This window comes from Sphingomonas morindae, assembly GCF_023822065.1.
Lineage (GTDB): Bacteria > Pseudomonadota > Alphaproteobacteria > Sphingomonadales > Sphingomonadaceae > Solisphingomonas > Solisphingomonas morindae.
This window is the reverse complement of the sequence record NZ_CP084930.1, coordinates 3,264,515-3,290,116: the sequence shown is the minus strand read 5'-3', so window position 1 is coordinate 3,290,116 and position 25,602 is coordinate 3,264,515. Positions and strand designations below refer to the sequence as shown.

Annotated in this window: 17 protein-coding genes; 5 read left to right on the top strand and 12 right to left on the bottom strand. The window is 72.6% G+C overall.

The window, feature by feature from the left end:
* Position 1 precedes the first annotated feature (1 nt).
* Positions 2-511 (bottom strand): DUF3833 family protein, encoded by a 510-nt coding sequence (locus tag LHA26_RS15975; protein ID WP_252166562.1) that lies wholly within the window; start codon positions 509-511, stop codon positions 2-4.
* Between the two features lie 156 nt (positions 512-667).
* On the opposite strand from LHA26_RS15975, the gene LHA26_RS15970 reads away from it, so the two are divergent.
* Positions 668-1,453, top strand: coding sequence for a formate/nitrite transporter family protein (locus LHA26_RS15970; RefSeq protein WP_252166561.1), 786 nt, complete (start codon positions 668-670; stop codon positions 1,451-1,453).
* Between the two features lie 18 nt (positions 1,454-1,471).
* Here the strand turns inward: LHA26_RS15970 and LHA26_RS15965 are convergent, their stop codons facing one another.
* Genes LHA26_RS15965 through LHA26_RS15955 form a run of 3 tightly spaced genes read right to left on the bottom strand, consistent with a single transcriptional unit; the run spans position 1,472 to position 3,622 of the window.
* Complete coding sequence (locus tag LHA26_RS15965) at positions 1,472-2,452, bottom strand: aldo/keto reductase (protein WP_252166560.1); 981 nt, start codon at positions 2,450-2,452, stop codon at positions 1,472-1,474.
* Positions 2,453-2,484: 32 nt separating this feature from the next.
* Positions 2,485-3,003, bottom strand: coding sequence for a hypothetical protein (locus tag LHA26_RS15960; protein ID WP_252166559.1), 519 nt, complete (start codon positions 3,001-3,003; stop codon positions 2,485-2,487).
* Positions 2,990-3,622: a peptidylprolyl isomerase gene (locus tag LHA26_RS15955; RefSeq protein WP_252166558.1), complete on the bottom strand. Its 633-nt coding sequence runs from the start codon at positions 3,620-3,622 to the stop codon at positions 2,990-2,992. The genes LHA26_RS15960 and LHA26_RS15955 overlap by 14 nt, the downstream gene beginning before the upstream one ends.
* A gap of 113 nt (positions 3,623-3,735) precedes the next feature.
* Here LHA26_RS15955 and LHA26_RS15950 point away from each other — a divergent pair, with 113 nt between their 5' ends.
* Positions 3,736-4,743 carry a glycosylasparaginase gene (locus LHA26_RS15950; RefSeq protein ID WP_252166557.1) on the top strand — a complete coding sequence of 336 codons (1,008 nt, stop codon included), beginning with the start codon at positions 3,736-3,738 and terminating at the stop codon, positions 4,741-4,743.
* A gap of 42 nt (positions 4,744-4,785) precedes the next feature.
* On the opposite strand, the gene LHA26_RS15945 is transcribed toward LHA26_RS15950, so the two are convergent.
* Positions 4,786-5,517: a copper homeostasis protein CutC gene (locus tag LHA26_RS15945; protein ID WP_252166556.1), complete on the bottom strand. Its 732-nt coding sequence runs from the start codon at positions 5,515-5,517 to the stop codon at positions 4,786-4,788.
* 94 nt (positions 5,518-5,611) lie between these two features.
* On the opposite strand from LHA26_RS15945, the gene LHA26_RS15940 reads away from it, so the two are divergent.
* Complete coding sequence (locus LHA26_RS15940) at positions 5,612-7,966, top strand: beta-N-acetylhexosaminidase (protein WP_252166555.1); 2,355 nt, start codon at positions 5,612-5,614, stop codon at positions 7,964-7,966.
* Here the strand turns inward: LHA26_RS15940 and LHA26_RS15935 are convergent.
* The 7 genes from LHA26_RS15935 to LHA26_RS15905 all read right to left on the bottom strand — a co-directional run bounded on the left by LHA26_RS15935 (position 7,933) and on the right by LHA26_RS15905 (position 21,690).
* The gene (locus tag LHA26_RS15935; protein WP_252166554.1) at positions 7,933-8,688 is read right to left on the bottom strand and encodes a GntR family transcriptional regulator; all 756 of its coding nucleotides are present in this window, start codon (positions 8,686-8,688) and stop codon (positions 7,933-7,935) included. The genes LHA26_RS15940 and LHA26_RS15935 overlap by 34 nt on opposite strands.
* Before the next feature lie 107 nt (positions 8,689-8,795).
* Complete coding sequence (locus LHA26_RS15930; protein ID WP_252166553.1) at positions 8,796-10,745, bottom strand: glycoside hydrolase family 84 protein; 1,950 nt, start codon at positions 10,743-10,745, stop codon at positions 8,796-8,798.
* 26 nt (positions 10,746-10,771) lie between these two features.
* Complete coding sequence (locus tag LHA26_RS15925; RefSeq protein ID WP_252166552.1) at positions 10,772-12,700, bottom strand: alpha-L-fucosidase; 1,929 nt, start codon at positions 12,698-12,700, stop codon at positions 10,772-10,774.
* A gap of 14 nt (positions 12,701-12,714) precedes the next feature.
* Positions 12,715-15,048 carry a GH92 family glycosyl hydrolase gene (locus LHA26_RS15920; protein WP_252166551.1) on the bottom strand — a complete coding sequence of 778 codons (2,334 nt, stop codon included), beginning with the start codon at positions 15,046-15,048 and terminating at the stop codon, positions 12,715-12,717.
* Complete coding sequence (locus LHA26_RS15915) at positions 15,045-16,478, bottom strand: glycoside hydrolase family 125 protein (RefSeq protein ID WP_252166550.1); 1,434 nt, start codon at positions 16,476-16,478, stop codon at positions 15,045-15,047. The genes LHA26_RS15920 and LHA26_RS15915 overlap by 4 nt, the downstream gene beginning before the upstream one ends.
* On the bottom strand, positions 16,475-19,051 hold the full coding sequence (locus LHA26_RS15910; protein WP_252166549.1) for a glycoside hydrolase family 3 C-terminal domain-containing protein: 2,577 nt from the start codon (positions 19,049-19,051) through the stop codon (positions 16,475-16,477). The genes LHA26_RS15915 and LHA26_RS15910 overlap by 4 nt, the downstream gene beginning before the upstream one ends.
* Positions 19,048-21,690 carry a beta-mannosidase gene (locus LHA26_RS15905; protein WP_367890728.1) on the bottom strand — a complete coding sequence of 881 codons (2,643 nt, stop codon included), beginning with the start codon at positions 21,688-21,690 and terminating at the stop codon, positions 19,048-19,050. Before LHA26_RS15905 ends, LHA26_RS15910 begins: the two co-directional genes overlap by 4 nt.
* Before the next feature lie 240 nt (positions 21,691-21,930).
* Between LHA26_RS15905 and LHA26_RS15900 the strand changes: the two genes are divergently transcribed.
* Positions 21,931-22,668, top strand: coding sequence for a GntR family transcriptional regulator (locus LHA26_RS15900; RefSeq protein ID WP_252166548.1), 738 nt, complete (start codon positions 21,931-21,933; stop codon positions 22,666-22,668).
* Positions 22,669-22,701: 33 nt separating this feature from the next.
* Entirely contained in the window at positions 22,702-25,581 is a 2,880-nt protein-coding gene (galA, locus tag LHA26_RS15895; protein WP_252166547.1) for a beta-galactosidase GalA, read from the top strand.
* The last annotated feature ends 21 nt before the right edge of the window (positions 25,582-25,602 follow it).

Here is a 25,602-nt window from a genome sequence, read left to right as displayed (position 1 = left end):
GCTAGTCGCGGCGGATATGCTCGTCGAGCGTGGCGACCGTCACGCCCCATTTGCGCACTATCATGCGGTTCTCGGCGCTTCGGCCATCGGCGGCGAGGTAGAGATATTGGCGCGCCGAGAGGCCGTGCGGCATCTTGAAGGCGATGGTCAGCCGGTTGCCGTCCACCTCGGCGCGAACCGGGCCGGCGGCATCGCTGAGCGTCCCCGTGAAGTGGCGCGCATCCGTGCGGCGGAGGCGCCACTGGCGATCGCGCGCGGGCGATCCCGCGGCGCGGATGCGCTGATCGAGCAGGAAGAGCGTGCCGTCCTGCCAATGCCCCCGGCTCTCCACCCGCACCGCGCGGGGCGCGTGGAAGAGGATGTGCAGCTCGGCCTCGCCCCTGGAGGCGCCAGCGAAGAAGCGGGTGGGATCGAACAGCGGCGCGGGGCTGTGCAGCGCGGGCAGCGGTTCGTGCGGGGCGCAGCCGGCGAGGGCGAGGAGCGCGGCGGCGGGCAGAGAGCGGAGGATCATCGCCGGCGCGAACGCCCGGCCGGGCCTGCCGGGCGCGCATCCCCGGCCGCTTTCGCCTTACTGATTGAAAATCTTGCCGCCTCCGATCGAGCCAAACCGCTCGACACGCACCGCCGCGCGCGGGAAGGAGGAGGCTTCGCCATAGAGGGGCCTGCCGTGACCGTTGACGAAACCTGCACCTGGTTCAGCCAAACCGGCGCGCACAAGATCGCCGCGATGCGGCGGTCCCCGCTCGGCTTCACCATCGCCGCCATGCTCGGCGGCGCCTATATCGGCATCGCCCTGGTGCTGGCGCTGACCGTGAGTTCCGGCCTCCCCGCCGGCGTGCGCCCGCTCGCCGCCGGCAGCGTGTTCGGCCTGGGCCTGCTGCTCGTCTCCTTCGCGGGGGCGGAGTTGTTCACCGGATCGGTGATGTACGCCGCCTTCGGCCTTGCGCGCGGCACGGTGCGGCTGCCCTCGGTGCTGGTGATGCTGCTCTGGGTCTGGCTTGGCAATCTCATCGGATCGATGATCCTCGCCTGGGTCTTCGCCACCGGCGGCGGCGGCGCGGTGTTCGCCGCGCCCGAGCCCTTCCTGCACGATTATGTGGCGCACAAGGTGCATGTCGGCGCGGGCGCGCTGGTGGCCCGGGCGAGCCTCTGCAACTGGCTGGTCTGCCTCGCGATCTGGACGCCGGCGCGGATCCGGAGCGAAGCCGGGAAGATTCTCGCGCTCGCCTGGTGCCTGCTCGCCTTCGTCGCCTCGGGCTTCGAGCATTCGGTCGCGAACATGACGCTCTTCACCCTGGCCGGCCTCTCGCCCGATCATCCCGTCGATCTCGCGGGCGCGGCGCACAATCTCCTGTGGGTGACGCTCGGCAATGTGCTGGGCGGCAGCGTGCTGGTGGCGAGCGCCTATCTCGGCATCGCCCGTACCGAGACGCCCGCGCCGCTGCCGCGCTGAGCGCCGCCGCGCCGGGCTCTAGCCGAACCCGACCACGGCGTGCGGCACATAGGCCGCCTCGAGCGCGGCGATCTCATCGGGCTCGAGGCTGATCGCGAGCGCGGCGATGGCGTCGTCGAGATGGCCGGGCCGCGACGCGCCGACGATCGGCGCCGAGACCTCGGGCTGCGCCAGCACCCAGGCGAGCGCGATCTGCGCGCGCGGCACGCCCCGCGCCTCGGCGACGCGGGCCACCGCATCGATCACGCGGCGATCCGCCTCCTCGGTGGCGGCGAACAGCGTCTTGGCGAACTGGTCCGTCTCACCGCGCCGCGTGGTCTCGCGCCAGTCCCGCGCGAGCCGGCCGCGCGCCAGCGGGCTCCACGGGATCACGCCGATCCCCTCGGCCGCGCACAGCGGCAGCATCTCGCGCTGCTCCTCGCGATAGAGGAGGTTGAGATAATTCTGCATGCTGACGAAGCGCGTCCAGCCATTGGCCTCCGCGACATGGAGCATGGTGGCGAACTGCCAGGCGTACATGGACGAGGCACCGATATAGCGGGCCTTGCCGGCCTTCACGACATCGTGGAGCGCCTCCAGCGTCTCCTCGATCGGCGTCTCGTGATCGAAGCGGTGGATCTGGTAGAGGTCGACATAGTCGGTGCCGAGCCGCTTCAGGCTGGCGTCGATCTCCGCCAGGATCGCCTTGCGGCTGAGGCCGGCGCCATTGGGGCCGCGCCGCATCCGGTTATACACCTTGGTGGCGATGACGATGCTGTCGCGCGACGCAAATTCCTTGAGCGCGCGGCCGACAATCTCCTCCGAACTGCCATCGGAATAGACGTTGGCGGTGTCGAAGAAGGTGATGCCCGCCTCCACCGCCTGGCGGATCAGCGGCCGGCTCGCCGCCTCGTCGAGCGTCCAGCCATGATTGCCCCGGTCCGGATCGCCGAAGGTCATGCAGCCCAGGCACAGGCGCGAAATGTCGAGGCCGGTGTTCCCGAGCTTGATATAGTCCATCGTACCTCTCCCGGAGACCTACCGCCCGCGGCTCAACCGGAGGCGTGCGGCGGGGTTCCGGACGACGCGACGGGCGGACCGGCGGTGGCGGCGAGCGCCGCCGCGCGCCGATGATCCTTGGGCCGGCCGAACAGGCGCAGCAGCGCGTGCAGCGCCGCCCGACCGGGGAGCGGCAGCTCGGTGTTGCCCAGCGCGATCCGCACCGGCGGATCGAGCCGGACCGGATGCCAGCCCGTTCCGGTGCGCACCGCCAGCCCGGCCATGAACTCCACGGGCAACGGAGCCTCGGTCCAGCGGCCGAACAGGGCGGAGCGGAACAATCCGTCCGCCGTGCCGGCGGCGAGCGCGATGCCCGCCGGGGGCAGCAGCCGCGCGGCATCGTCCGGATCGAGCAGAATGTCGATATCGGCGATTGCGCCGGGGTCGGCGCCGTGCAGGGCGACGGCGGCGCTGCCGATCACCCACCAGGGCGCGCGCGCCGGGGAGAGCAGCCGCGCCGCCGCCGCCAGCCCCGCGCGCACCGCCGGGGTCAGCGGATCAGCCGCCGCCACGCCGCGCGGACAGGATCTTCACCGGCTGCGCGAGCATCTCGCCCTTCATGCCCGCCGGCCCATCGGCGCTGACCGGCGCGTCCAGCAGATGGCGCATCAGATCCATGCCCTGCACGACCTGGCCGAAGGCGGCGAAGCCCTGATTGTCGCCCGGCTTGGACGGATCCGCGTCCATCGAGGGAATGTCGCCGATGACGATGAAAAAGTCTCCGCTGGCGGTGCCGGGCGCGGCGCGCGCCATCGAGATGGTGCCATCCTTATGGGTGAGGCCGGTGGTGCTGGTCGGCTCGTGCCGGATCGGCGGGAGCACCTTCTTGGGTGCGTTGCGCACGCCCCCCTGCACCAGCCCATAGCCCGGCGCGACCTTGACGGCGCGGTAGAAGCTGCTGCCGTCGAACCGGTGCTGATCGACATAGCGGAGGAAATTGGCGCTGGTGACGGGCGCCTTGCTGCTGTCCAGCGCGATCACCACCGGGCCCTGATCGGTGACCAGGGTGACGAGCGTCGGCGGCGGCCCCGGCGGCGGCGCGGGTGGCGCGGGCGCCGGGGCGGCGGGTGGAAGCTGGGCGCCGGCCAGGGCGCCGGCGGCGAGCAGCAGCAGGGGGAGTCGCGCGATCATGGCGCCACGCTAGGCGCGGATCGCGCGCGGGGAAAGACGAAGCGGCGCTTGCGGTCCCGCGCGCGGCCGCTAGCCTGCAGGGCCTCTTCACGGAACAGGCGGGGCGGGGCAGAATGAGCGAGGGCGTGACGCGGCGGGCGGTGCTGGCCACGGGAAGCATGGCGGCGGCGGCGGGGGCGCGCGCCGCGCCGGCGGCGCAGGCACCGGCGATGATCGTCTCCACCTGGGATTTCGGCGCCGCCGCCAACCAGGCCGCCTTTGCGCGTGGCCGCGCGGGGGGCTCGCTGATCGACATGGTGGAGGCGGGCGCGCATGTGCCCGAGCTTGACGCCAGCAACCATTCGGTCGGCTATGGCGGCTATCCCGATCGGGACGGCCATGTCACGCTCGATGCGGTCATCATGGACGATGCCGGCAATGTCGGCGCGGTCGCGGCGCTGGAGAATGTGATCCACGCCATCTCGGTGGCGCGCGCGGTGATGGAGCATACGCCGCATGTGCTGCTGGTGGGCGAGGGTGCCACCCGCTTCGCGCGCGACCAGGGCTTCCCGCAAACCAAGATGCTGACCCCCGAAGCCGAGACGGCGTGGCGCGAATGGCTGAAGACGGCGCAATATCGGCCCGTCGCCAACAGCGAGAACCAGGTCGGGCCGGCGGGCTCGGAGCCGCTGGGGTCGATCCGCAACCATGACACGCTGGGCCTGCTCGCGCGCGATGCCGGGGGCCGGCTGGCGGGCGCCTGCACCACCTCGGGCATGGCGTTCAAGATGCGCGGCCGCGTGGGGGATTCGCCGCTGGCGGGATGCGGCCTGTTCGTCGAGCGCGGCGTCGGCGCGGCGACCTCGAGCGGGCTGGGCGAGGAGGTGGTGCGGATCGCCGGCACCGCGCGCGTCGTCGCCTCGATGCGGATGGGCCTGTCGCCGGGTGCCGCCTGCCGCGAGGCGGTGGAGCATATCCGGCGGCTGCGCGGCCCCAAGATCAAGGAGGTGCAGGTCGGCTTCCTGGCGCTGGCGCCGGATGGCACGGTCGGCGCCCATGCGCTGCTGCCGGGCTTCACCTATGCCGTGACCGATGCCGAAGGCCGCACCCGCGTCTATCCCGCGCCGCATCTCGACGGCTGAGCGCGGCGCCGGCGGCGCGCGATCGATCGCCGCAGGGCCTGGTCAGCGGCGCGTCGCCTCGGCCAGCGCGGCCTTCAGCGCGGCCACCTTGCCCGCGTCGGTCCGGCCGGTGGCGGCGGCGAAGCCGAGCGGGGCGGGCGCACGCCGGGGGCTGCGCGCCGAGGCGTGGACCTCGCCGGTCCGCGCGGCATGGACGATCGGCGCCACGCCATCGGCATCGATCCCGGCGGCGGGGAGCAGCACCAGCCGGGGCCCGGCGCGCGCGGCCATGCGCCGCAGCCGGGCGAGCCCGTCGATCGCGCGCAGCGCCCCGCCCGAGGTGAGGATGCGCTGGAAGCCGAGCGCCACCGCCGCCTCCACCAGCGCGTCCGGATCGGCGCAGAGATCGGCGGCGCGGTGCAGCGTGAGCAGCGGCGGGGTCGCGCCGAAGGCGGCGCGCGCATGGCCGATCAGCGCCGCCAGCAGGTCTTCGTCGAGGCGCGGCGTCTCGCCGTGCAGCGCGCCGATCGCCACCCCCGCCAGCCCGGCCTCGGCCGCCATCCGGATGTCCGCCGCCATCATCGCGGCCTCGGCGGCATCATAGACGAAATCGCCGACCCTCGGACGGATCAGCGCCACCACCGGCAGCGGCAGCGCCGCCGCCGCGCGCATCAGCCCCGCCGAGGCGGTGACCCCGCCCGTGTCCAAGGCGGCGCACAGCTCGATCCGATCCGCGCCGCCGGCCAGCGCTGCCGCCAGCCCGGCGGCATCCTCCACGCAGATTTCCAGTGTCATCCCGCCGTCCCTGCCGGTGCGCCCGCCTTTTCGCTTTACAGCCGCGGCGACGCAATGGTCTCATACCAATTTGGCTGATCGGAGGGGCGGGGCGATGCGGAACGTGGCGGCGGGGGCGTGGCGGATCGCGCTGGCGGGGGTGCTGGCCGGCCTGGGCGCGGGCGCGGGCGCGGCGCTGCCGGCGGCGCCGCTGCCGCTTCTCCCGCTGCCGGCGGCGATCACGCCCGGGCAGGGCGCGTTCCGGCTCGCGCCGGGCGCGCGCATCGCGGTGCCCGCCGGGGACGGCGGGGCCGCCGGGGCGGCGGCGCTGCTCCTCGCCAAGCTCCGCACCGATCGCGCGTTGACGCTGGCGGTGGGCGACGGCGCCGGGCCGGCGGCGATCCGCTTCGTCCGCGATCCCGCCGTGGCGGGCGCCGAGGCCTATCGGCTGCGCGTCGCGGCGGACGGGGTGGAGATCCGCGCCTCGGGCGATTCCGGCCTTCTCTATGGCGTGATGACGCTCGCCCAGCTCGCCACGCGGGATGCCGGATCCGGCGCGGCGACGCTGCCCGCGCTCGCCATCGCGGACGCGCCGCGTTTCGCCTGGCGCGGCGTGATGCTGGATACGGCGCGGCACTTCCTGCCGCTGCCGGCGATCCGCGCGGTGATCGACCAGATGGCCGCGCTCAAGCTCAACACGCTCCACCTGCATCTCAGCGACGATCAGGGCTGGCGGATGGAGATCAAACGCTATCCCAAGCTCACGACGATCGGCGCCTGGCGCACGCCGCCCGCCATAGGCGGCGCGGCGGAGACGGCGGCGGCCGCGCCCGTCGGCGGCTTCTATCGCCAGGACGAACTGCGCGCGCTGGTCGCCTATGCCGCCGCGCGCGGCGTGACGATCGTTCCCGAGATCGATCTGCCGGGCCATGCCCAGGCGCTGGTCGCCGCCTATCCCGAGCGCGGCGTGCTCGGCGATCGGCCCCCCGTGTCGAACGCATGGGGCATCAACCCCTATCTCATCGACCCGGACGAGCAGGGGCTCGCCTTTGTCGAGCATGTGCTCGACGAGGTGATGGCGATCTTCCCCTCGCGCATGATCCATCTCGGCGGCGACGAGGCGATCAAGGACCAGTGGCAGCGCGCGCCCAAGGTGCAGGCGCAGATCAAGGCGCTGGGGCTCGCCTCGGAGGATGCGCTGCAGGGCTGGCTAATCGGGCGGCTCGCCGCCTATCTGTCCGCGCATGGCCGCCAGCTGATCGGCTGGGACGAGATTCTGGGAGCCGGCATCCCCGCCTCGGCGGCGGTCATGTCGTGGCGGGGCGAGGCCGGCGCCGTCGCCGCCGCCGGGCGCGGCCATGATGTGGTGCTGGCACCCGCGCCAACCCTCTATCTCGACAGCCTGCAAAGCGCGCGCGCGGACGAGGGGCCGGGGCGCGTGCCCGTCATGTCGCTCGAGAGGGTCTATGGCTATGATCCGGTGCCGGCGGCGCTGGACGGCGCGGCGGCGGGCCATGTGCTCGGCGCCGAGATGACGGCCTTTTCCGAATATCTGGTGACCCCGGCCGCGCTGGACCATGCGCTCTTCCCGCGCGTCGCGGCGCTGGCGGAGCTGAGCTGGTCGCCCAAGGCGGCGCGCGACTGGCCGGGCTTCCTCGCGCGGCTCCAGCCGCAGCGCCAGCGGTGGCGGCGCGAGGGCGTGGCGGCGGCCGACAGCGCCTTTCTCGCCGATATCCGGCTGGATCAGGACCGCGCGACCGCGCTCGCCAGCGGCGCGGCGCAGCTGCGCATCACCACCCAGAGCGGCTATGGTACGCTGCGCTACACGCTGGACGGGCGCGCGCCGGGGCCGAAGGATCGTCTCTACACGGCGCCGATCCGCGTCCCGCTCGGGCGCGTCGTGCGCGCCGCCGCCTTCGGCCCGGATGGCGCGCCGCTCGCGCCCGCACAGCGGTTCGATACGCGCGCCGAGGCGCTGCTGACCTGGGATCGCGGCGCCTTCACCGCGTGCGCGCCGGGCGCGCTCGGCCTGCGCGTGCCGCTGACGAGCGAGGCGCGCGACGGCCCCATCTATGCACTCGACCTGTTCGAGCATTGCGTGATCGCGCCGGCCGCGCCGCTCACCGTGCCGCGCCGGCTCACCGTGGATGTCGCGCGGCTCGCGCGCAATTTCGCGCTCGCGCATGACGAGGCGGGCGTGCAGCGCCCCTTCGCGGCGACGGCCTGGGGCGAGTTGATCGTGCGGGTCAAGGGCTGCGACGGGCCGATCGCGGCGACCCTGGCCTTGCCCGATCCCGCCACCGCGCCCAACCGCTTCACCCTCAAGGCGGATCTGCCCGCCGCCGGGGCACGGGCCGATCTCTGCCTGCGCTTCACCGCGCCGCCCACCGCCTATGCCTATGCCGTCGGCACCGTCGCCCTGTCGGCGGCGGCCGCTCAGCCGGTGCTCAGCTCGGCCACAAAATCATAGGCGTCGCCCCGGTAGAAGGAGCGGGTAAGCTCCACCGCGCGGCCATCGCGCAGGAAGCTGCGCCGCTCGATTAGCAGGCCGGCGGCGCCTTCGTCCACCGCCAGCAGCGCCGCCTCCTCGGGGCCGAAATTGACCGCGCGCAGCCGTTGCAGCGCGCGGTCCGGCGCATAGCCATGGGCGGCGAGCGCGACATAGAGCGAGCGCTCGGCCAGCGCGGGTTCGGGCAGGCAATAGGCCGGGATGGTGCTGTGCTCGATCGCCATCGGCCGGCCATCCGCCCGACGCAGCCGATGCAGCCGGTAGACGGGCGAGCCGGGCGACAAGGCCAGCGCCAGCGCCTCGTCGGGCGTCACCAGCCCGCGCGTGCGGCTCAGCCATTCGCTCGAGGGCACCAGTCCGCGCGATTCCATATCCTCGGAAAAGGAGGAGAGGTTGGCGAAGCTTTTCTCGACCCGCTCGGGCGCGGCGCGACGATCGCTGACGAAGGTGCCCGCGCCCTGGCGGCGCACAAGCCGGCCTTCGCCGACCAGCCCGCCGAGCGCGCGCCGGATGGTGATGCGCGAGATGCCATAATGTTCGCACAGATCACGCTCGCTCGGCAGCGCGTCGCCGGGCGCGAGCGCGCCCTCGTCGATCGCCTTCCGCAGCACCGCCTGAAGCTGCAGATAGAGCGGACCGGCGCCATCGTCCGGCAGCGGCCCGAACCCCTTCGACACTCCCATCGCGCGCCGCTCCCTCCCGACGGACGATCTTAACCGAGCCGCCGGGCTTGCACACACCAGATCGGAGCAGATTGTACCAAAGGCGAATGGACGCGGCGCGATCCCGCTCAGCGCCGGGCCTGCGCCGCCCCGCTCTGGGGTGGAACGGGAGTCGCGACCAAGGTCGGCGCGGTGGCGATGAAGCGGTCGAGCACGCCATCGCCCAGCCGGATCGCGCCCTGCGGGCGGGTGGTGTTGGGCAGCGTCTGGATCCGCCCGGCCTCCTCCGCCAACCGCGCGGCATAGGCGAAGGCGCCGGCCGCGTCGGGCCGCTCGGCAAGCGCGGCGTCGAGCGCGTCGGCGGTGGTCGCGAGCGCGCGCCCCCACAGCTGCATCGCCGCCAGCCACGGCGCGCATTGCGCGAGGAAGCCGGGATCGCGCACGCCGGCGCGGATCCGGTCGGGCGCGGTGGCGATGGCCTGGGCGGCGGCGTGGAGGCGGGTCAGCGCCGCGCGCCGATCGGCCGCCGTGCCCGAGGCGAGCGCATCCTCCACCCCGTCGAGCACCGGCTTCAGCCGCGGCGCCTGGGGCTGCCAGGGCTGGGCGCCGAAGGTGGGGGCGAGATGCTCGAGATCGAACAGCGTCAGCAGCGCCTCGGTGACGGCGGGATCGCCGCCGGCGAGCTGGCGCGCCGCCGCCGTCCAGGCGCGATCGGGATCATAGGCGCGATCGTTCCAGGCGAAGGCGGCGGTGCCGAACACCGCCACCCGGCTCGGCGCCTCCTGGTTCATCGGATTGGCGAGAATGCCGCTCAGCGCGTCCGACAGGCCCGCCTCGCGATCGCGATAGGGCGCCATCAGCAGGCGGCCGGTGGATTCGCCATAATCGTTGACGGGGTAATTGTCCCACAGCAGCGTCTTGCGGCCGAACGCCTGGGTCGCGGCGCGGGCATCGCGCACCGCGATCGCGGGCGGGACGACATCGGTGCCCGTCCATTGCACCAGCACATGCGGATCCACCGCGCGCAGCGCCGCCTTATAGGGGCTCTCGGTGGTGTTGTAATATTCGGTGGGGACGATCATCAGCTCGGCGTCCGCGCCGTCGCGCGCGGCGAGCCAGGCATAGACGCGGTTGACGAGCATCGCCTGGGCGCGACCGGCCGCCTCTTCGCCCGGCGGCCCCAGCGCGGCCGCGTCGGCGGCGCAATTCCACCGCGTATATTCGATATCGTCGAAGGCGATGTAGAAGGCGCGCACGCCCAGCGCGCGGAAATCGTCGAACTTGCGCGTCAGCGCGGCGAAATCGGCCGGATCGGAATAGCAGATCGAGGGGCCCGGCGAGATCGCGTAGGTGAAGCGGACATGCGCCGCGCGCGCGGCGGTGATGAGCGTGGCCAGCGACGCCCGCTCGGCCGCCGGATAGGGTTCGCGCCAGCGCGCGCGGGCGAAGGGATCGTCCTTGGGGCTGTAGACATAGGTGTTGGCCTTGACGCTGGCGAGGAAGCGGAGATGCGCCAGCCGATCGTCCTGCGACCAGGGCGCCCCGTAAAAGCCCTCGATCGTGCCGCGGATCGCCATGGCGGGCTGGTCCTCCACCGCGAGAGCCGGCAGCGCCGGGCCGGTGGCGATCTGGGCGAGCGTCTGCGCGGCGTGGAAGAGCCCGTCCGCGTCCGCCCCCGCGAGCAGCAGCCGAACGCCGCCCGCCGCCGATCCGATCGCCAGCGCATAGCCTTCGCGCGCGGCGACCGGGTGCGCGCCGAGCGCCGCCAGCGCGCGCGTCGTCGCCGGGTCGGCGCCGATCGCGAGCGTCACCACCGTCGCGGCATGGGCGGGGGCGCGCCGGGCGACGCGCAGCGTCGTCACCCCCGCCCGCGCCAGCGCGTCGCGCACCACCGACAGCGTCGCCTCGTCGACGCCGGGCGGTGCGACCAGCACCGCCGCCGCGCCCGGTCGCACCTGCCCGCCGGTCAGCCGCGCGGCGGCGGGTGCGGGGAAGAGCGCCGGCAGCGTCGCCGGCGGCGCGGCGGCGGCCAGCACGGGCGCGGCGAGGGCCAACAGGGCCAGGGCGGGGCGGATCATCGTCGAAGCGTCTCCTGGGCAGGCGGTCAGCGCGCGGCGGGATCGGTGAAGAAGCCGATCTCGGCGACCGTCAGCCGATCCGCCGGCACGGCGGGGGCGGTGAAGACGAGCCGCACGAAGCGCGCGCGACGCGGCGACGAGAAGCCGAAGCGCTGGGTGGCGCGCGCATAGGCGATGTTGGAGAATTCGCCGGCGCCGGCTTCGGTCCAGATCGTCCCGTCGAGGCTGGTGGCGCAGCGATAGTCGCGCGGGGGGGCGGTGCCGGGGGCGCCGGTGCGGGGCGGGGTGAGGCTGAAGCCCTCGAGGCGGTGTTCCTCGCCCAGATCCAGCACCACCCGCGCCGGGGCCGCCGCGGTCGGCGCGGGCGCGGACCAGCTGCTCGCCGGATCGCCGTCGATCAGCGCCTCGGCGCCGGGCGACGAGGCGGATACGATGCGCCAGCCCTTGCGATCGATGATGCCGGTATCGGCGGTGGCGGCGAAGGGCACGGCGGCGGGGCGCGCCTGGCGGAACAGCGCCACTTCCTGGATGGCGGGGCAGGCCGGTGCCTCGAGGATGCGCAGCCGCACGCGCCGCGCCGTGATCGGGCGCGGCAGGCGGATGATCCGCTGCGCGCCGATGCCCTGATGCTCGGCCAGCCGCGTCCAGCCGCCCGCCTGCTCGGCCTCGACCGCGAAGCGGGTGACGCGCGCGCCCAGCGGCAGATATTCGCGCAGGCGGATCAGATCGAAGGGCGCGGCCGGATCGGCGAGGGTCAGGGTAAGGCTGGGCGTGGTGACGGTGTCGGGCGTGGACCAGTAGCTGTCGTCGCGCCCGTCCAGCACCGCGGCGGCGGCGAAGCGGGGGGCGCGTTCGACCGAAGCGGCGGCGTGTGCCCCCCGCGCGAGATCGTGGCCGTAGGTGGCGGCCTGGGCGGCGCCGAAGCTGCGCAGCACCGCCACGTCATGATCGGCCAGCCGCCCGCGCCGATCGGGCGGGAGGTTGAGGTTGAGATTGGTGCCGCGTCCGACCGACGTATCCCAGAGGCCGAGCAGCTGCTCGGGCGTCTTCACCCGCGCGTCCTCGTCTTTATGGTAGAACCAGCCCGGACGGATCGACACGTCGGTCTCGGCCGGCCACCAGAGCGGCGCGCCGCGCACCCCGCTATTGCCTTCCGCCTGCACATAGGGATGATCGGGCATGGTGGGCCAGCAGGGATCGCCCGCCACCCCGTCCTCATTGCCGACCCAGCGTATGTCGCTGCCCAGCGGATCGAAGGTGCAGGCCATGGGCTGGTGCTGGTGGACCAGCGCGATCAGCGCGGGCCAGTTGTAATAGGCGGGCGCGTCGATCTTCCGCGTCTCGCGCGCGCCGCCATAATAGCCATCGCCGCCATTGGCGCCATCGAACCAGAATTCGAACAATTCGCCATAGCCGGTGCAAAGCTCGACGATCTGGCGGCGATAATAGTCGATATAGCCAGGCCGGCCATAATCCGGATGGTTGCGATCCCAGGGCGAGAGATAGAGGCCGAAGGCGAGGCCCGCGCGCCGCGTGGCCTGCTCCATCTCGCGCACCACATCGCCCCGCCCATTCTTGTAGGGGCTGTTGCGGATGCAATGCTCGGTGAGCCGCGTCGGCCAGAGGCAGAAGCCGTCATGATGCTTGGCGGTGAGGATGATGCCGCTGAGCCCGGCGGCCTTGGCGGCGCCGACGATCTGGTCGGGATCGAAATCGGTGGGGTTGAACAGCGCCGGGCTCTCGTCGCCATAGCCCCATTCGCGCCCGGTGAAGGTGTTGATGGAGAAGTGGACGAAGGCATAGGCCTGGCGGCGGTGCCAGATGCGCTGGCGGGGCGAGGGCGTGGCGCCCCAGGGCCGGGGCGGCGCGCTGTCGGCGCCGGCGCGCGCGAAACCGGGCATCGCGCCCGCGGCGAGGCTGGCGCCGATCAGATGGCGGCGGCTGATGGCGGTCATGGCGGTCTCCTCGATCAGGCGGGGCGGCGGCCGAACGAGGGCGGCCGCGCGGCGGGGGCACTGGCGAAAGCGCGGTTGGGCGCCGCCCCCATGGTGAATTCCAGCCGGCCGCCGCGCGCGAGCGTGGCGTGACCGATCCAGCCCCGCGCCCAGGGCCGGCCATTCCAGCGCACCGACTGCACATAGGGCGTATCGGGCCGGTTGCCGGGGGCGAGCACCTCCAGATGGCGGCCGCCGCCGAGCCGCATGCGCGCGCGCTCGAACAGCGGCGCGCCCAGCACATAGACGGCTTCCACCGGATCGACCGGGTAGAAGCCGAGCGCGGAGAAGATGAACCAGGCGCTCATCTGGCCGCAATCATCGTTTCCGATGATGCCGTCGGGGTCATTCTTGTACATTTCGGTGCAGAGCCGGCGCACCATCGCCTGGGTTTTCCACGGCGCGCCGCAATAGGCGTAGAGATAGGCGGCGTGCTGGTCCGGCTCGTTGCCATGAGCATATTGGCCGACCAGGCCGGAGATATCCGGAGGCGCGTCGGCGGGCAGGGTGGAGGGCGCGGTGAAGAGCGCGTCGAGCTTCGCCTCGAACGCGGCATCGCCGCCCAGATGCGCGATCAGGCCGTAGATATCGTGCTGATTCAGCACCGTCGCCTGCCAGCCATTGGCCTCGGTATAATCGCGCCAGCGCTTGGGATCATGGCCGAGCTGGATCGGATCATAGGGGCTCCACCAATGCCCGTCGGCGAAGCGCGGCCGGGCGAAGCCGATCGCGGGATCGATCACGTTGCGCCAATTGCCCGCGCGCCGCAGCAGCCGGTCCGCCGCCGCGCCATCGCCTGCGGCGCGCGCGATATGGGCCGAGGCCCAATCGTCATAGGCATATTCCTGCGTCCGGCTGACGCTTTCGTTGCAGAGATCGGCCGGAATATAGCCGCGCGCGTCGTACAGATCGCGGCCGCGCGAACTGGCGAGATCGGGCGCGTTGAAATCGAAGGAGCGCCGCGCGATGGCGGGCCAGGCGGCGGCATAGTCGGCCTTGATGCCCTTGGCCTGCGCCTCGGCGAGCACCGGCACCGCGTGCCAGCCGATCATCGTTCCCGTTTCCTTGCCCTGGAGCGGCCAGACCGGCGGGCCATAAGGGCTTTGCTGCGTCTGCCGGATCAGGTCGGCGACGAGCGCCTGCGCGCGGTCGGGCGCGATCAGCGTGAGCAGCGGATGCAGCGCGCGATAGGTGTCCCACAGCGAATAGGCGCTATAGGCGCTCGCCCCGGCGGGCGCGCTGTGGATCTGTCCGTCCAGCCCCGGATAGCGGCCGTCGCGGTCGGACAAGAGGCTGGGCGCGAGCTGGGCATGGTAGAGCGCGCTCGCCAGCACCACGCGCTGATCGGCGCTGCCGCCCTCCGCCGTCACCGCCTCGAGCGCGCCGCGCCACGCCTCGGCCGCCGCCGCGCGGATCGAGTCGAAGCGCCAGTGCGGCGCCTCGGCGGCGAGATTGGCGCGCGCGCCGGCGATATCCACCGCCGAGATGCCGCAGCGGATCAGGATCGGCGCCGCGCCGGCATCGTCATAGTGGAACACGGCCTTGAGCCGCTTGCCCGCGACCCGGCGCGTCCCGGCCGGCTGTTCGGCGTCGCCATCGCCATAGAAGGTCACCCGGTCCGGCGCCCGCGAGAGCTGGAGCGCGAAATGGATGCGGCGGCCCATCGCCCAACGGAACACGCGGCGGCTGCCGGTGAGCGTGCCGTCCGCGTCCAGCGCGAGCAGCGCCTCGTCGATCAGCGGCTGCGCGCCCGGCGTATCGGCTTCGAGATGCGAGAGGTCGATCAGCACATGGCCGGGGCCGGCGGGAAAGCGGTAGCGGTGCCAGCCGGTCCGCGCCGTCACCGTCAGCTCGGCCGAGACGCCGTTTTCCAGCCGCACCTGATAGGCGCCGGGGCGGGCCTGTTCGTCGCTGTAGCGCTGGCGATAGCCGCTTTCGGGATGAGCGCGATCGCCGGGCAGCAGCCGCACCGGGCCGCGCGCCGGCACCACCAGCACGTCCAGCATGTCGCCGCAGCCGGTGCCGGACAGATGCGTGTGGCTGAAGCCCATGATCGAGCCGTCATCGGCATGATAGCCGGAGCAGGCGTCCCAGCGCTCGACATCGGTGTCCGGCCCCAGCTGCACCATGCCGAAGGGCAGGCTCGGGCCGGGATAGGTATGGCCGTGGCCGCCCGTTCCGACGAACAGATTGGGCGCCACACGCGCCGGCGCGGCCTGGGCGCGGGCGAGGCCGGCGCGCGGCAGCAGCGCGGCGCCCGCCACGCCCGCGAGCAGGGCGCGGCGGCTGAGCGAAAGGCCGTCGATCACAGGGGCGTCTCCAAAAGCCGGGGCCGGCGCGCGGCGATGTCGATGATCAGTTCGCCGAACAGACCATTGGCCCAGGCGAACCAGCTGCGGGTGAAGCGGCGCGGATCGCCGCTGTCGAAGCTTTCGTGCATGAAGCCGGTGCCGGCGTCGGTGTCGCGCAGCATCCGCAGCCAGGTGCGCAGCCGGCCGTCGTCGGTCTCGGTGAAGGCGCGCATGATGATCGACATCGGCCAGATCTGCCCCAGCCCGACATGCGGGCCGCCAATCCCCTCGCCGGCGGCGCCGCGGAAGAAATAGGGGTTGCGCGGGCTCCACGCCGCCGCCGCGGTGCGCCGCCACAGCGGATCGGCCGGATCGGCGCAGCGCAGATAGGCGAGGCCGAGCAGGGAGGGAACGTTGGCATCGTCCATGAAGAGGGTGTTGCCGAAACCGTCCACCTCATAGGCCCAGATCTCGGACCCGTCCTCGAGCCGCATCCGGCCATGGCGGGCGAGCGCGGCGGCGACCGCGTCGGCCAGCCCCGCCGCCTCGGCGGCGAGCGCGGCATCGCCCCGCGCGCCCTGCGCCAGCGCCGCCAGCTCGCGCAGGGCCGTGACCGCGAACAGGTTGGAGGGGATGAGGAAGGGGTAGAGGCAGGCATCGTCCGAGGGACGGAAGCCGCTATGGATCAGCCCCACCTTGCGCGTGGGATTGCCATAGCCGTCGAGCGGCAGCGTCTCGGTCGCGCGGTCGGAGGCGCGCAGGAAGCGATAGGGGCCGGCATCGTGCAGCCGCTGCTGCGCGCGCAGCGTCGCCAGGCTGAGCCGCGCGGCCGCCGCCCAGCGCGCGTCGAAAGGCCGGGTGTCGCCGGTGGCGCGCCAATAATCATGCGCTAGGCGGATCGGGTAGCAGAGCGAATCAATCTCCCATTTGCGCTCGGCCACGCCCGGCTTCATCTCGGTCTGGTCGTGGATCGCCCAATCCAGATCGCTCCGCGCGTCGGGATTCTCGAGAAAGGCGTTGGCATAGGGATCGATCAGGATCGAGCGCGCCTGGCGCGCGATCAGCCCGCGGAACAGCGTGCGCAGCGCGGCATCGCCCCGCACCAGGTGCAGATAGGGCCGCAGCTGTGCCGAGCTGTCGCGCAGCCACAGACAGGGTATGTCGCCGGTGATGACAAAGGCATCCGGCGCGCCATCCACCTGCCCCATCCGGACCGTGGTATCGAGCGTGTTCGGATAGCAATTGCCGAACATCCAGCGCAGCTTGGGATCGCCGATACGGGCCTGGACGCGGGCGATCTCGCGCTCCACGGCGGGGCTGGAGAAACGCCGCGCGCCGGGCGGCGGGCGGCGGCTGGGCGCGGGCGCGGACGGCGCCGCGGCGCGGGCGGGCTGGGCGGCGGAGGCGGCGAGGCCGCCGATCAGCGCGGCGCGGCGGGTCAGGCTCATTTGGGCAGCGCCGTCGCGGTGCCGGTGATGGCGAGATCATACCATTGGCCGGGCGCATCGCCCGGCTGGCCGCCGCCGATGAAGAGGCGATAGGCGCCGGGCACCACCCGCCGCGTGCCATCGGCCGCGACCAGGCTCAGGCGTCGCGGATCGAGCGTGAAGCGCGCGGTGCCGCTGGCGCCGGGCGCCAGATCCAGCCGGGTGAAGCCGACGAGCTGGCGCTGGAGCACGGGCGCGGTCTGGCCGGCCGGTGCGGCATCGGCCGGCGGCACCAGATAGGCCTGCGCCACCTCGGCCCCGGCCATGGCGCCCTGGTTGGTGATCCGCGCCTCGACAGTCAGGCTCTGCCCGGCGGCGACGCTGAGCCGCGGCGTATCGGGCGCGGCATAGGCGAAGCGCGTGAAGCTCAGCCCATGGCCGAAGGGCCAGAGCGGGGTGCCGGTGAAATAGCGATAGGTGCGCTCCTTCATGCCGTAATCGACAAAGGCGGGCAGATCGGCCGTATCGCGGTAGAAGGTGACGGGCAGGCGCCCCGAGGGCGAGAAGCCGCCGGCAAGGAGATCGGCGATGGCGGTGCCGCCCGCCTCGCCCGGATACCAGGCGGCGACGATGGCGTCGGCGAGATCGGGATCGATCGCCACCGCGCTGCCGCTCATCAGCACCGCCACCACGGGCTTGCCGGTGGCGTGCAGCGCGGCGAGCAGGCGGCGCTGCACCGGCGGCAGGGCGATGTCGCTGCGGTCGCCGCCGACAAAGCCGGGCACGCTCACCTGCAGCGCCTCGCCCTCCAGATCGGGAGACAGGCCGACAAAGGCGAGGATCACGTCCGCCGCGCGCGCGGCGGCGAGCGCTTCGTCGCGCAGCGGCGCCTCGGGCGGGCTCCAGAGCAACCGCAGGCCTTCATCCTCGCTGCGATGTTCAAGCTCGATCCGGATCGGCACCGGCCGGCCATCGCTCTCGATCGTCGCCGTCACCCGCCCCTTGGCGACCGGTCCGGCGGCGAGCGGCCGTCCGTCCACCCAAAGCCGCACCACATCGTGCGTCCGGCAGGATTTCCAGCAGGCCGGTACGTCGAGCGCGATCGAGTAGCGGCCCGGCGCCGGCGGCACGAAGCGGCCCGTCCAGCGCGCGCTCCAGCCCGTGCCCAGCCCGTCCACGGGCGCGGCGCGGTTGAAATCCAGATCGATCCGCCGCTCGCGCCGGGTGACCAGCGCCGGCCCCGAAAGATCAGGGCTGGCGAAATAGGCGGCGGTCAGGCCGGGCGCGCCATCGTCCGCGCGCAGGGCGCTTTCGGGCATCACCACCGGCGCGCCCTCGGCCAGCACCGAGCCCTGCGCATAGCGGATTGCGGATGCGCCGAAGCGGGCGCGCAGGCCTTCGAGCGGAGTCACCGGCGCGCGCGCGGTGCCGTGATAATTGCCCTGGAGCACACCCAGATCATCGGCATCGGCGCCGATCACCGCAATCCGTGCGCCGGGCTTGAGCGGCAGGGTTCCGCCCCGGTTCTGCAGCAGCACCAGCGCCTCGCGCGCGGCGCGGAGCGCGGCCTCGTGATGCGCGGGCGTCGCCACCGCGCTCGCCGGGATCCGGCGCCACGGATCGTTACCCCCGAAGGCGATGCCGAGCGCGCGCCGGGCCCGCAGCGCGCGCAGCAGCGCGGCGTCGATTTCGTCGGCGCGGATCAGGCCGCGCGCGAGCGCGTCGGGCAGGGCGGCATAGGTGGTGCCGCAGTTGATGTCGGTCCCGCCGCGCAGCGCGGCCGCCGCCGCGCCCGCCGCATCGCCCCGATAATGGTGATAGGCCGCGATATTGCCCACGGCATCGCAATCCGAGACGGTGAAGCCGGCAAAGCCCCAATCGTGCCGCAGCCGCTCGGTCATCAGCCCGGCATTGGCGCAGAGCGGCACGCCGTGGATGGCGTTATAGGCGCACATCAGCGAGCCCGCCTTGCCTTCGGTGATCGCCATGCGGAAGGCGGGCAGGTAGGTGGCTTCGAGATCCTGTGGCGACGGATCCGCATCGAAGCCGTCGCGCCCCGCCTCGGGCCCGCTGTGCACCGCGAAATGCTTGGGCGTCGCGATGGCGCGCGGATGCGCCGGATCGGGCCCCTGGATGCCGCGGATGAAGGCGACGCCCAGCCGCCCCGTGAGCAGCGGATCCTCGCCATAGGTTTCCTGCCCGCGGCCCCAGCGCGGATCGCGGAAGATGTTGATGTTGGGCGACCAGATCGTCAGCCCCTCATAGATGGTGCGGTCCGCGCCGGGCGGCCGCGCATTGAAGCGGGCGCGCGCCTCGGTAGAGACGATGCTGCCCATGGTTTCGAGCAGATCGGGATCCCAGCTCGCCGCCATGCCGATCGCCTGCGGGAACACCGTGGCATAGCCATTGCGGGCGAGGCCGTGCAGGCCCTCGTTCCACCAGTCATAGGCGGGCAGGCCGAGCGCCGGGGCGGCCGGCGCGCTGCTCTGCAATTGCGCGGCCTTGACCGAGACCGGCAGCGCCGCGATCCGCGCGGCGAGCGGATCGGCCTGGGGCGCGGCGGCGAGCGCGAGCGCGAGCGCGGCGGCGATCATCGCCGGCCCCCGAGCGAGCGGAGGGTAAGCGCGCGGGCCAGCGCGGCGGCGGGGGCTTGGGCGGTGATCGTCACCGTGCGGCTCTCTCCCGGCAGCAGATCGAATCCATTGTCCGAAGCTTGGGCGGCAAGGGCGCCGAAGTCGAGCATCACCGCGCGCGCGAGCCGCCGCGCGGTGACGGTGACGCTGCGCCCGGACCAGCGCGCCGACAGACCCGGATCGGGATAGGCCATGTCCTTGGGCAGCGCGCGCTCCACGATCATGCGGCTGACGGGCGCCGCGCCCTCGATCAGCTCCGCCACGGCATAGCTGGCCTTGGGATCGGCGGCGCCGAACAGGGCGGAGTCGTCGAGCGACGCAGCCTCGGTCACCGCCAGCGGCGCGAGCGTGACGGCGCCCTCGCGGCTGCCGAGCAGCCGGCCGTCCATGTCGAAGCCGCGCACCCGCCAGCGCGCCGGACGCGGCGTCGTCGCGTCGGAGACGAGCGCGATCCGCGTCGCGGTGCCGCGATGCTCGGCGACGATCAGCTCGGGCGCGAAGAAGCGCCGCGCCGCATAGTGGAGCAGCTTCCAGCGGCCGGCATGATCGATGCTGGACCAGGACAAGGCCGGCCAGACATCGTTGAGCTGCCAGTAGAGCGACCCCATGGTCACCGGGCGGCAGGCGCGCTGGTGGCGCGCGGCGAGCGCGATCGCCTCGGCCTGGTTCACCTGGCTGAGATAGACGAAGTCGCCGAGATCGCGCGGCGTGCCGAGCCGTGCGCGCATATAGAAGAGCAGCCTGTCATTGCCCTCGCCGGCTAGGAATTTCTGGTGCGCCTTCATCACCGGATCGGCGGGCGAGAGCGGCCCATCGCCGGCGAAGGCGCGGATCGTGGCAAGGCCGGGCGCGGCCTGGAAGCCAAATTCGCTCATGAAGCGGGGGCAGTGATCGAGATAGGCCTCGACCGGCTTGGAGCCCGACCAGACATCCCAGAAATGGCGATCCCCGGCGGCATCGGTATCGACCGGGCCCTGATAATCGTCGGACGGCGAATTGGCCCAATAGGCCGCGCCCGGCGCGCCATCGCGCACCGCCTCGCGCAGCACGCGATCGAACAGATCGGCCATGGCGGTGGCGTAGCGCTCCTGCGCGTCGGCGCCGATCGCGCGCTTGAAGGCGGCCCGATCGCTCCACCCCGCCCAGCCCGACAGGATCTCGTTGCCGCCGGACCAGAGCACGATCGAGGCGTGGCTGCCGAGCCGCGCCACCTGCTGCTCGGCCTCGGCCTTCACCGAGGCGCGATAGCTGGGCTCGGGCGGCGGCACCGATCCGCCGAACATGAAATCCTGCCAGATCATCAGGCCGCGCTCGTCGGCCATGTCGTAGAAGGCGTCGTCCAGATAATAGCCGCCGCCCCATACGCGCAGCATGTTCATGTGCGCGTCCACCGCCGCGTCGAGCAGCGGCCGCATATCGGCCGTCGTCACCCGCGCGGGAAAGCTGTCGAAGGGGATCAGGTTGGCGCCCTTGGCGAAGATCGGCACGCCATTGACGCGGAAGCCGAGCGCTCCGCCATCGCGGATGAGCGAGACCGTTCGCAGCCCGATGCGCCGCTCGGTCGCATCGCTCGGCGCGCCGTCCTGCACCAGCGTCGCGGTGACGCGGTAGAGCGGATGCGCGCCATAGCCCGCCGGCTGCCAGAGCTGCGGATGGGGGAGCGTGAGCGGCACCGCGACGCGCGTGGCGCCCGGCGCGAGCGTGATCGCGCGCGTCGCCTCGATGCGGCGGCCATCGGGCGCAGTGACGCGGATGCGAAGCTCGGCGGGGCCGGCCGCACCCGCGACCATCGCGGCGCGCACGACCAGCCGCGCCTCGGCGGCGTCGACCGCCTCCTGCTCCACCGCGAGGCCGTCCAGCCGGGCCGTGTCCCAGGCCTCGAGCCGCACCGGCCGCCACGGACCCACCGCCAGGATGCGCGGCCCCCAATCCCAGCCATACATATATTTCGGCTTACGGATATAGGGCGAGGTCTGGCGGCCCTTGGGCTCGTCGCCGAAGCTGGAATCATATTCGCCGGGCAGCGCCTGCGCATCCTGGGCGAGCCGGGGCTGGAGCGCGCGGATCGGCGCGGCGAAGCGGATCACCAGCGCGTTGGCGCCGACCTGGAGGAAGGGCTTGGCGTCGATCCGCCACTGGCGATGGGCATTGTCGGCGCGCAGCACCGCGCGGCCGTTGATCTCCACGGCGGCGAAAGTGTCCAGCCCGTCGAACACCAGCTCGACATGATCGCGCCGCAGCGTGTCCGGCGCGATCTCGAGCGTGCGGCGATACTCCCAATCGGCGCGGCCCACCCACTGCACCGCGCCCTCGTTGGTGCCGATGAACGGATCGGGGATGCGGCCGAGCGCGAGCAGATCCTGCTGCACCGAGCCCGGCACATGCGCCGGCATCCACGCCGCCTCGCGCGGATGCGCGGCGATCGCGGGATCGCCGGGCGCGAGCCGCACCTGCCAGCCCTCATCGAGCGAGGCGGCGGTGCGCGGCGCGGCCGATGCGGCGCCCGCCAGCAGCGCGCCGCCGAGCAGCGCCGCCGCCCGCCGCCACGACCGCCGCGAGGATCGCACCGCATCCGCGCTTCCGCCCCGCCGTCCCGCCACCCGCGCTCTCCTCCCGCCCCTTGTCGAGCAAGGCGGCAACGTGTACCAATCCAATGCCACATGCAAGCCGCCTTGAGGCCGGCGCGTTCGGGTTCGCGTGCTTCCTTGTTCCTCCGCCGGAAAAGCGCGGAATACCAATCAGCCAAGGGTGCGACCGATTGCCGTCCTCGATCCCATGCTCTAGCCTTTTCGCACAAGCGGCGGCGCGCGCGGCGCCGGCCGGCGGGCAGGGGGTCAAGGGTGCGCTTCTCGGATCAGATCGGTCGCTTCCGCGAGGGCAATCCCGCGCCCCTCTATCTCCAGCTCCACCAGCTGATCCGCGATGCGATCGCGCGCGAAATCCTCGCCCATGGCGATGCCATTCCGGCGGAGCGCGATCTCGCCACCGAATATGGCGTGTCACGCATCACGGTGCGCCGCGCGATCGGCGAGTTGGTGGAGCAGGGGCTGCTCACCCGCCGCCGCGGCGCGGGCACCTTCGTCGCCGGCCGGGTCGAGAAGAATTTTTCCAAGCTCTCCTCCTTCTCGGAAGATATGGCGGCGCGCGGGCGCACGGCCTCGAGCAGCTGGATCAGCCGCGCGGCCGGCACCGTCGATCCCGACGAGGCGATGGCGCTGCATCTTTCGCCGGGGGCGCCGGTGCTGCGCTTCGCCCGCATCCGCTACGCCGACGCCCAGCCGATGGCGCTCGAGTTCGCGACGATCGCCGGCTATTGCCTGCCGGGCGTGCAGGCGGTGAAGGACTCGCTGTACGATGCGCTGGACGCGGCCGGGATGCGGCCAGTGCGCGCGCTGCAGCGGCTGCGCGCCGTGCCCTTCGGCACCGAACATGCGCGGATGCTGGGCGTGGATCCCGGCCAGCCCGGTTTGCTCATCGAGCGGCGCGGCTTCCTGCGCGACGGCCGCGCCGCCGAGTTCACCCGATCCTATTATCGCGGCGATGCGTATGACTTCGTCGCCGAACTGTCCGACATCTAGCGGCGCCGCCCCGAGGCGCCGGGGGAGCGCCCGATGAACCGACGCCATTTCCTGCTCAGCGGCGCGGCCGGCGCCGCGCTGCCGCCGGTTCCCGCCGGGGCCCGCGAGCGGCCGGAGGCCGCCGCCGGCGCCGTGCCGATGCCGCCCCCTGGCGATACGCTGCCGCCGCCGCTGCCGCAGGAAGATCCTAATCGGGTGCGGCTGGAACAGGGCTGGCGCTTCCATCAAGGCGATGTCGCCGATCCGCCGCTGCCATCGCTCAACGCCATCTATCTCAGCGTCAAGGCGGGCAACGCCCAGGGCGCGGCGGGGATGGTGTTCGATGACAGCGACTGGCCGGTGGTGCGCCTGCCGCACGATTGGGCGGCGGCCCAGCCCTTCGTCAAGACGGCCAATATCGCGCAAGGCTATCGGCCGCGCGGGATCGGCTGGTACCGGCGCACGCTGACGCTGGATCCCGCCGATCGCGGCAAGCGGATCGAGCTTCAGTTCGAAGGCGCCGCGACGCTGGCGACGGTGTGGATCAACGGCAATGTCGTCGCCCATAGCTGGTCGGGCTACAGCGCCATCGTGATCGACATGACCCCGTTCGCGCGCTTCGGCGACGAGGAGAATGTCATCGCGGTGCGGGTCGATGCCGATGCGTCCGAAGGCTGGTGGTATGAGGGGGCGGGCCTGTACCGCCATGTGTGGCTGGTGCGGCGCGCCGCCGTTTCGATCGCGACCGATGGCGTGCATTGCGATCCGCGGCGCGCGGCGGACGGGGGCTGGCAGGTGCCCGTCACGGTCCGGCTGGACAATGTGCTGGAGGCGCCCGCCGCCGTGGCGGTGCTGGCGCGGCTGCGCGCGCCCGATGGGCGGATCCTCGCCGAGGGGCAGGCCGGGGCACGGGCGACGCCGCTCGACCGCGCCGAGGCGCGGCTCGTGCTGACGCCGGGAGAGGCGGTGCAGCCCTGGTCGGTAGAAGCGCCGACGCTCTACACCGTCGAGACCGAACTGCGCCGCGACGGCGTGACGCTCGACACGCGCCGGATCGCGATCGGCTTCCGCACCATCCGCTTCGATCCCGCGCACGGGCTGCTGCTCAACGATCGGCCGGTGAAGATCAAGGGCGTGTGCCTGCACCAGGATCATGCCGGCGTCGGCGTGGCGGTGCCCGATGCGCTGCTGCGCTGGCGGTTGGAGCGGCTCAAGGAGATGGGCTGCAACGCCATCCGCTGCACCCATGCGCTGCCCGCCGCCGAACTGCTGCACCTCGCCGACCGGATGGGCTTTCTCGTCATGGACGAGAATCGCCGCTTCAATCCCGCGCCTGATTATCTCGTCCAGCTTGAGGCGCTGGTGCGGCGCGATCGCAACCATCCATCCGTCATCCTCTGGTCGGTCTTCAACGAGGAGCCGATGCAGGGCAGCCCCGCCGGGGTGGAGATGGTGCGCCGGATGGTCCATGCCGTGCGCGCGCTGGATGACAGCCGGCCCGTCACGGCGGCGATGAACGGCGCCTTCTTCGATCCGGTCAACGTGTCGAGCGCGGTCGATGTCACCGGCTTCAATTACTATCAGGCGGATTATGACCGCTTCCACGCCCTGCACCCGGATCGCCCGATCACCAGTTCCGAGGATACCAGCGCCTTCGAGACGCGCGGCGCCTTCGCGAGCGATCCCGCGCGGCATGTCGTCTCCTCCTACGATGTCGAGGCAGCGAGCTGGGGGGCGACGCATCGCGCCACCTGGCGCGCCATCGCCGCCCGGCCTTTCGTCGCGGGCAGCTTCGTCTGGGCCGGCTTCGACTATCATGGCGAACCGACCCCGTTCGACTGGCCGACCGCATCGAGCCTGTTCGGCATCATGGACCTGTGCGGCTTCGCCAAGACGGCGTTCGACATCCACCGCGCGCACTGGCGCGACGATCGGCCGGTCGTCTCGATCGCGCCGCACTGGACCTGGCCGGGCCGCGAGGGCCAGCCGATCCCGGTGCTCGTCATGTCCAATGCCGAGGAGGTGGCGCTGCGCGTCAACGGCCGGCTGATCGGCCGGCAGCGGGTGGACCGCATCATGGGCAATAGCTGGACCATCGCCTATCAGTCCGGGCGGATCGAGGCGACCGGCTATGCCGGCGGCCGCATCGTCGCGACCGCCGCGCACGAGACGGCGGGGCCGCCCGTCGCGCTGCGGCTTACCCCGGCCCGCACCGTCATGGCGGGCGATGGCGAGGATGTGCAGCCGGTGACGATCGACGCGGTGGACGCGCGCGGCCGCCACGTGCCGATCGCCGATGCGCCCGCGCGCTTCACCGTGGCGGGCGGCACGATCATCGGCGTCGGCAATGGCGATCCCAACAGCCATGAGCCCGAACAGGTGCCCGCGCGGCGGCTGTTCAACGGCCTTGCCCAGCTGATCGTGCGGAGCGATGCCGCGCCCGGCCCCTTGCGGCTCACCGCCACCGCGCCGGGGCTGCGCCCCGCCGCCTGCCTCATCGCCCGGCGCGCGGTGGCGCCGCCGCCGCAGATCGCGGTGACCGAGACGTTCCAGCGGCTCGACGAATGGCGCCGCTCGCCCGCCTTCCCGGCGCGGCCCGCGCCCGATCTCGCGCCGGCCGACGGCGACAATAACAGCTGGGCCTTTGTGCATCCCGGCCCGGCGGTGGATGGCACCGGCTGGTATCTGTTCCGGAGCGGCCTGATGCCGTGGCGACAGGTGGCGGCGGCGGGCGGCCGCATCGCCTTCGCGCGGATCGGCGGCCGCGCCGAATTATGGGTCGACGGCGTCCGCCTCGCCAGCAAGACGCAGGACGCACCCGGGCCGCTCACCGCGCGCCTGCCGGCGGGCGCCGGGCCGCGCCACGTGGCGCTGCTGGTGGAGGCGCGCGGCGGGCCGGCCGGGCTGCTCGGCCCGGTGACAGTCACGCCCTGAACGGCGGCGACCGGCGAGCGG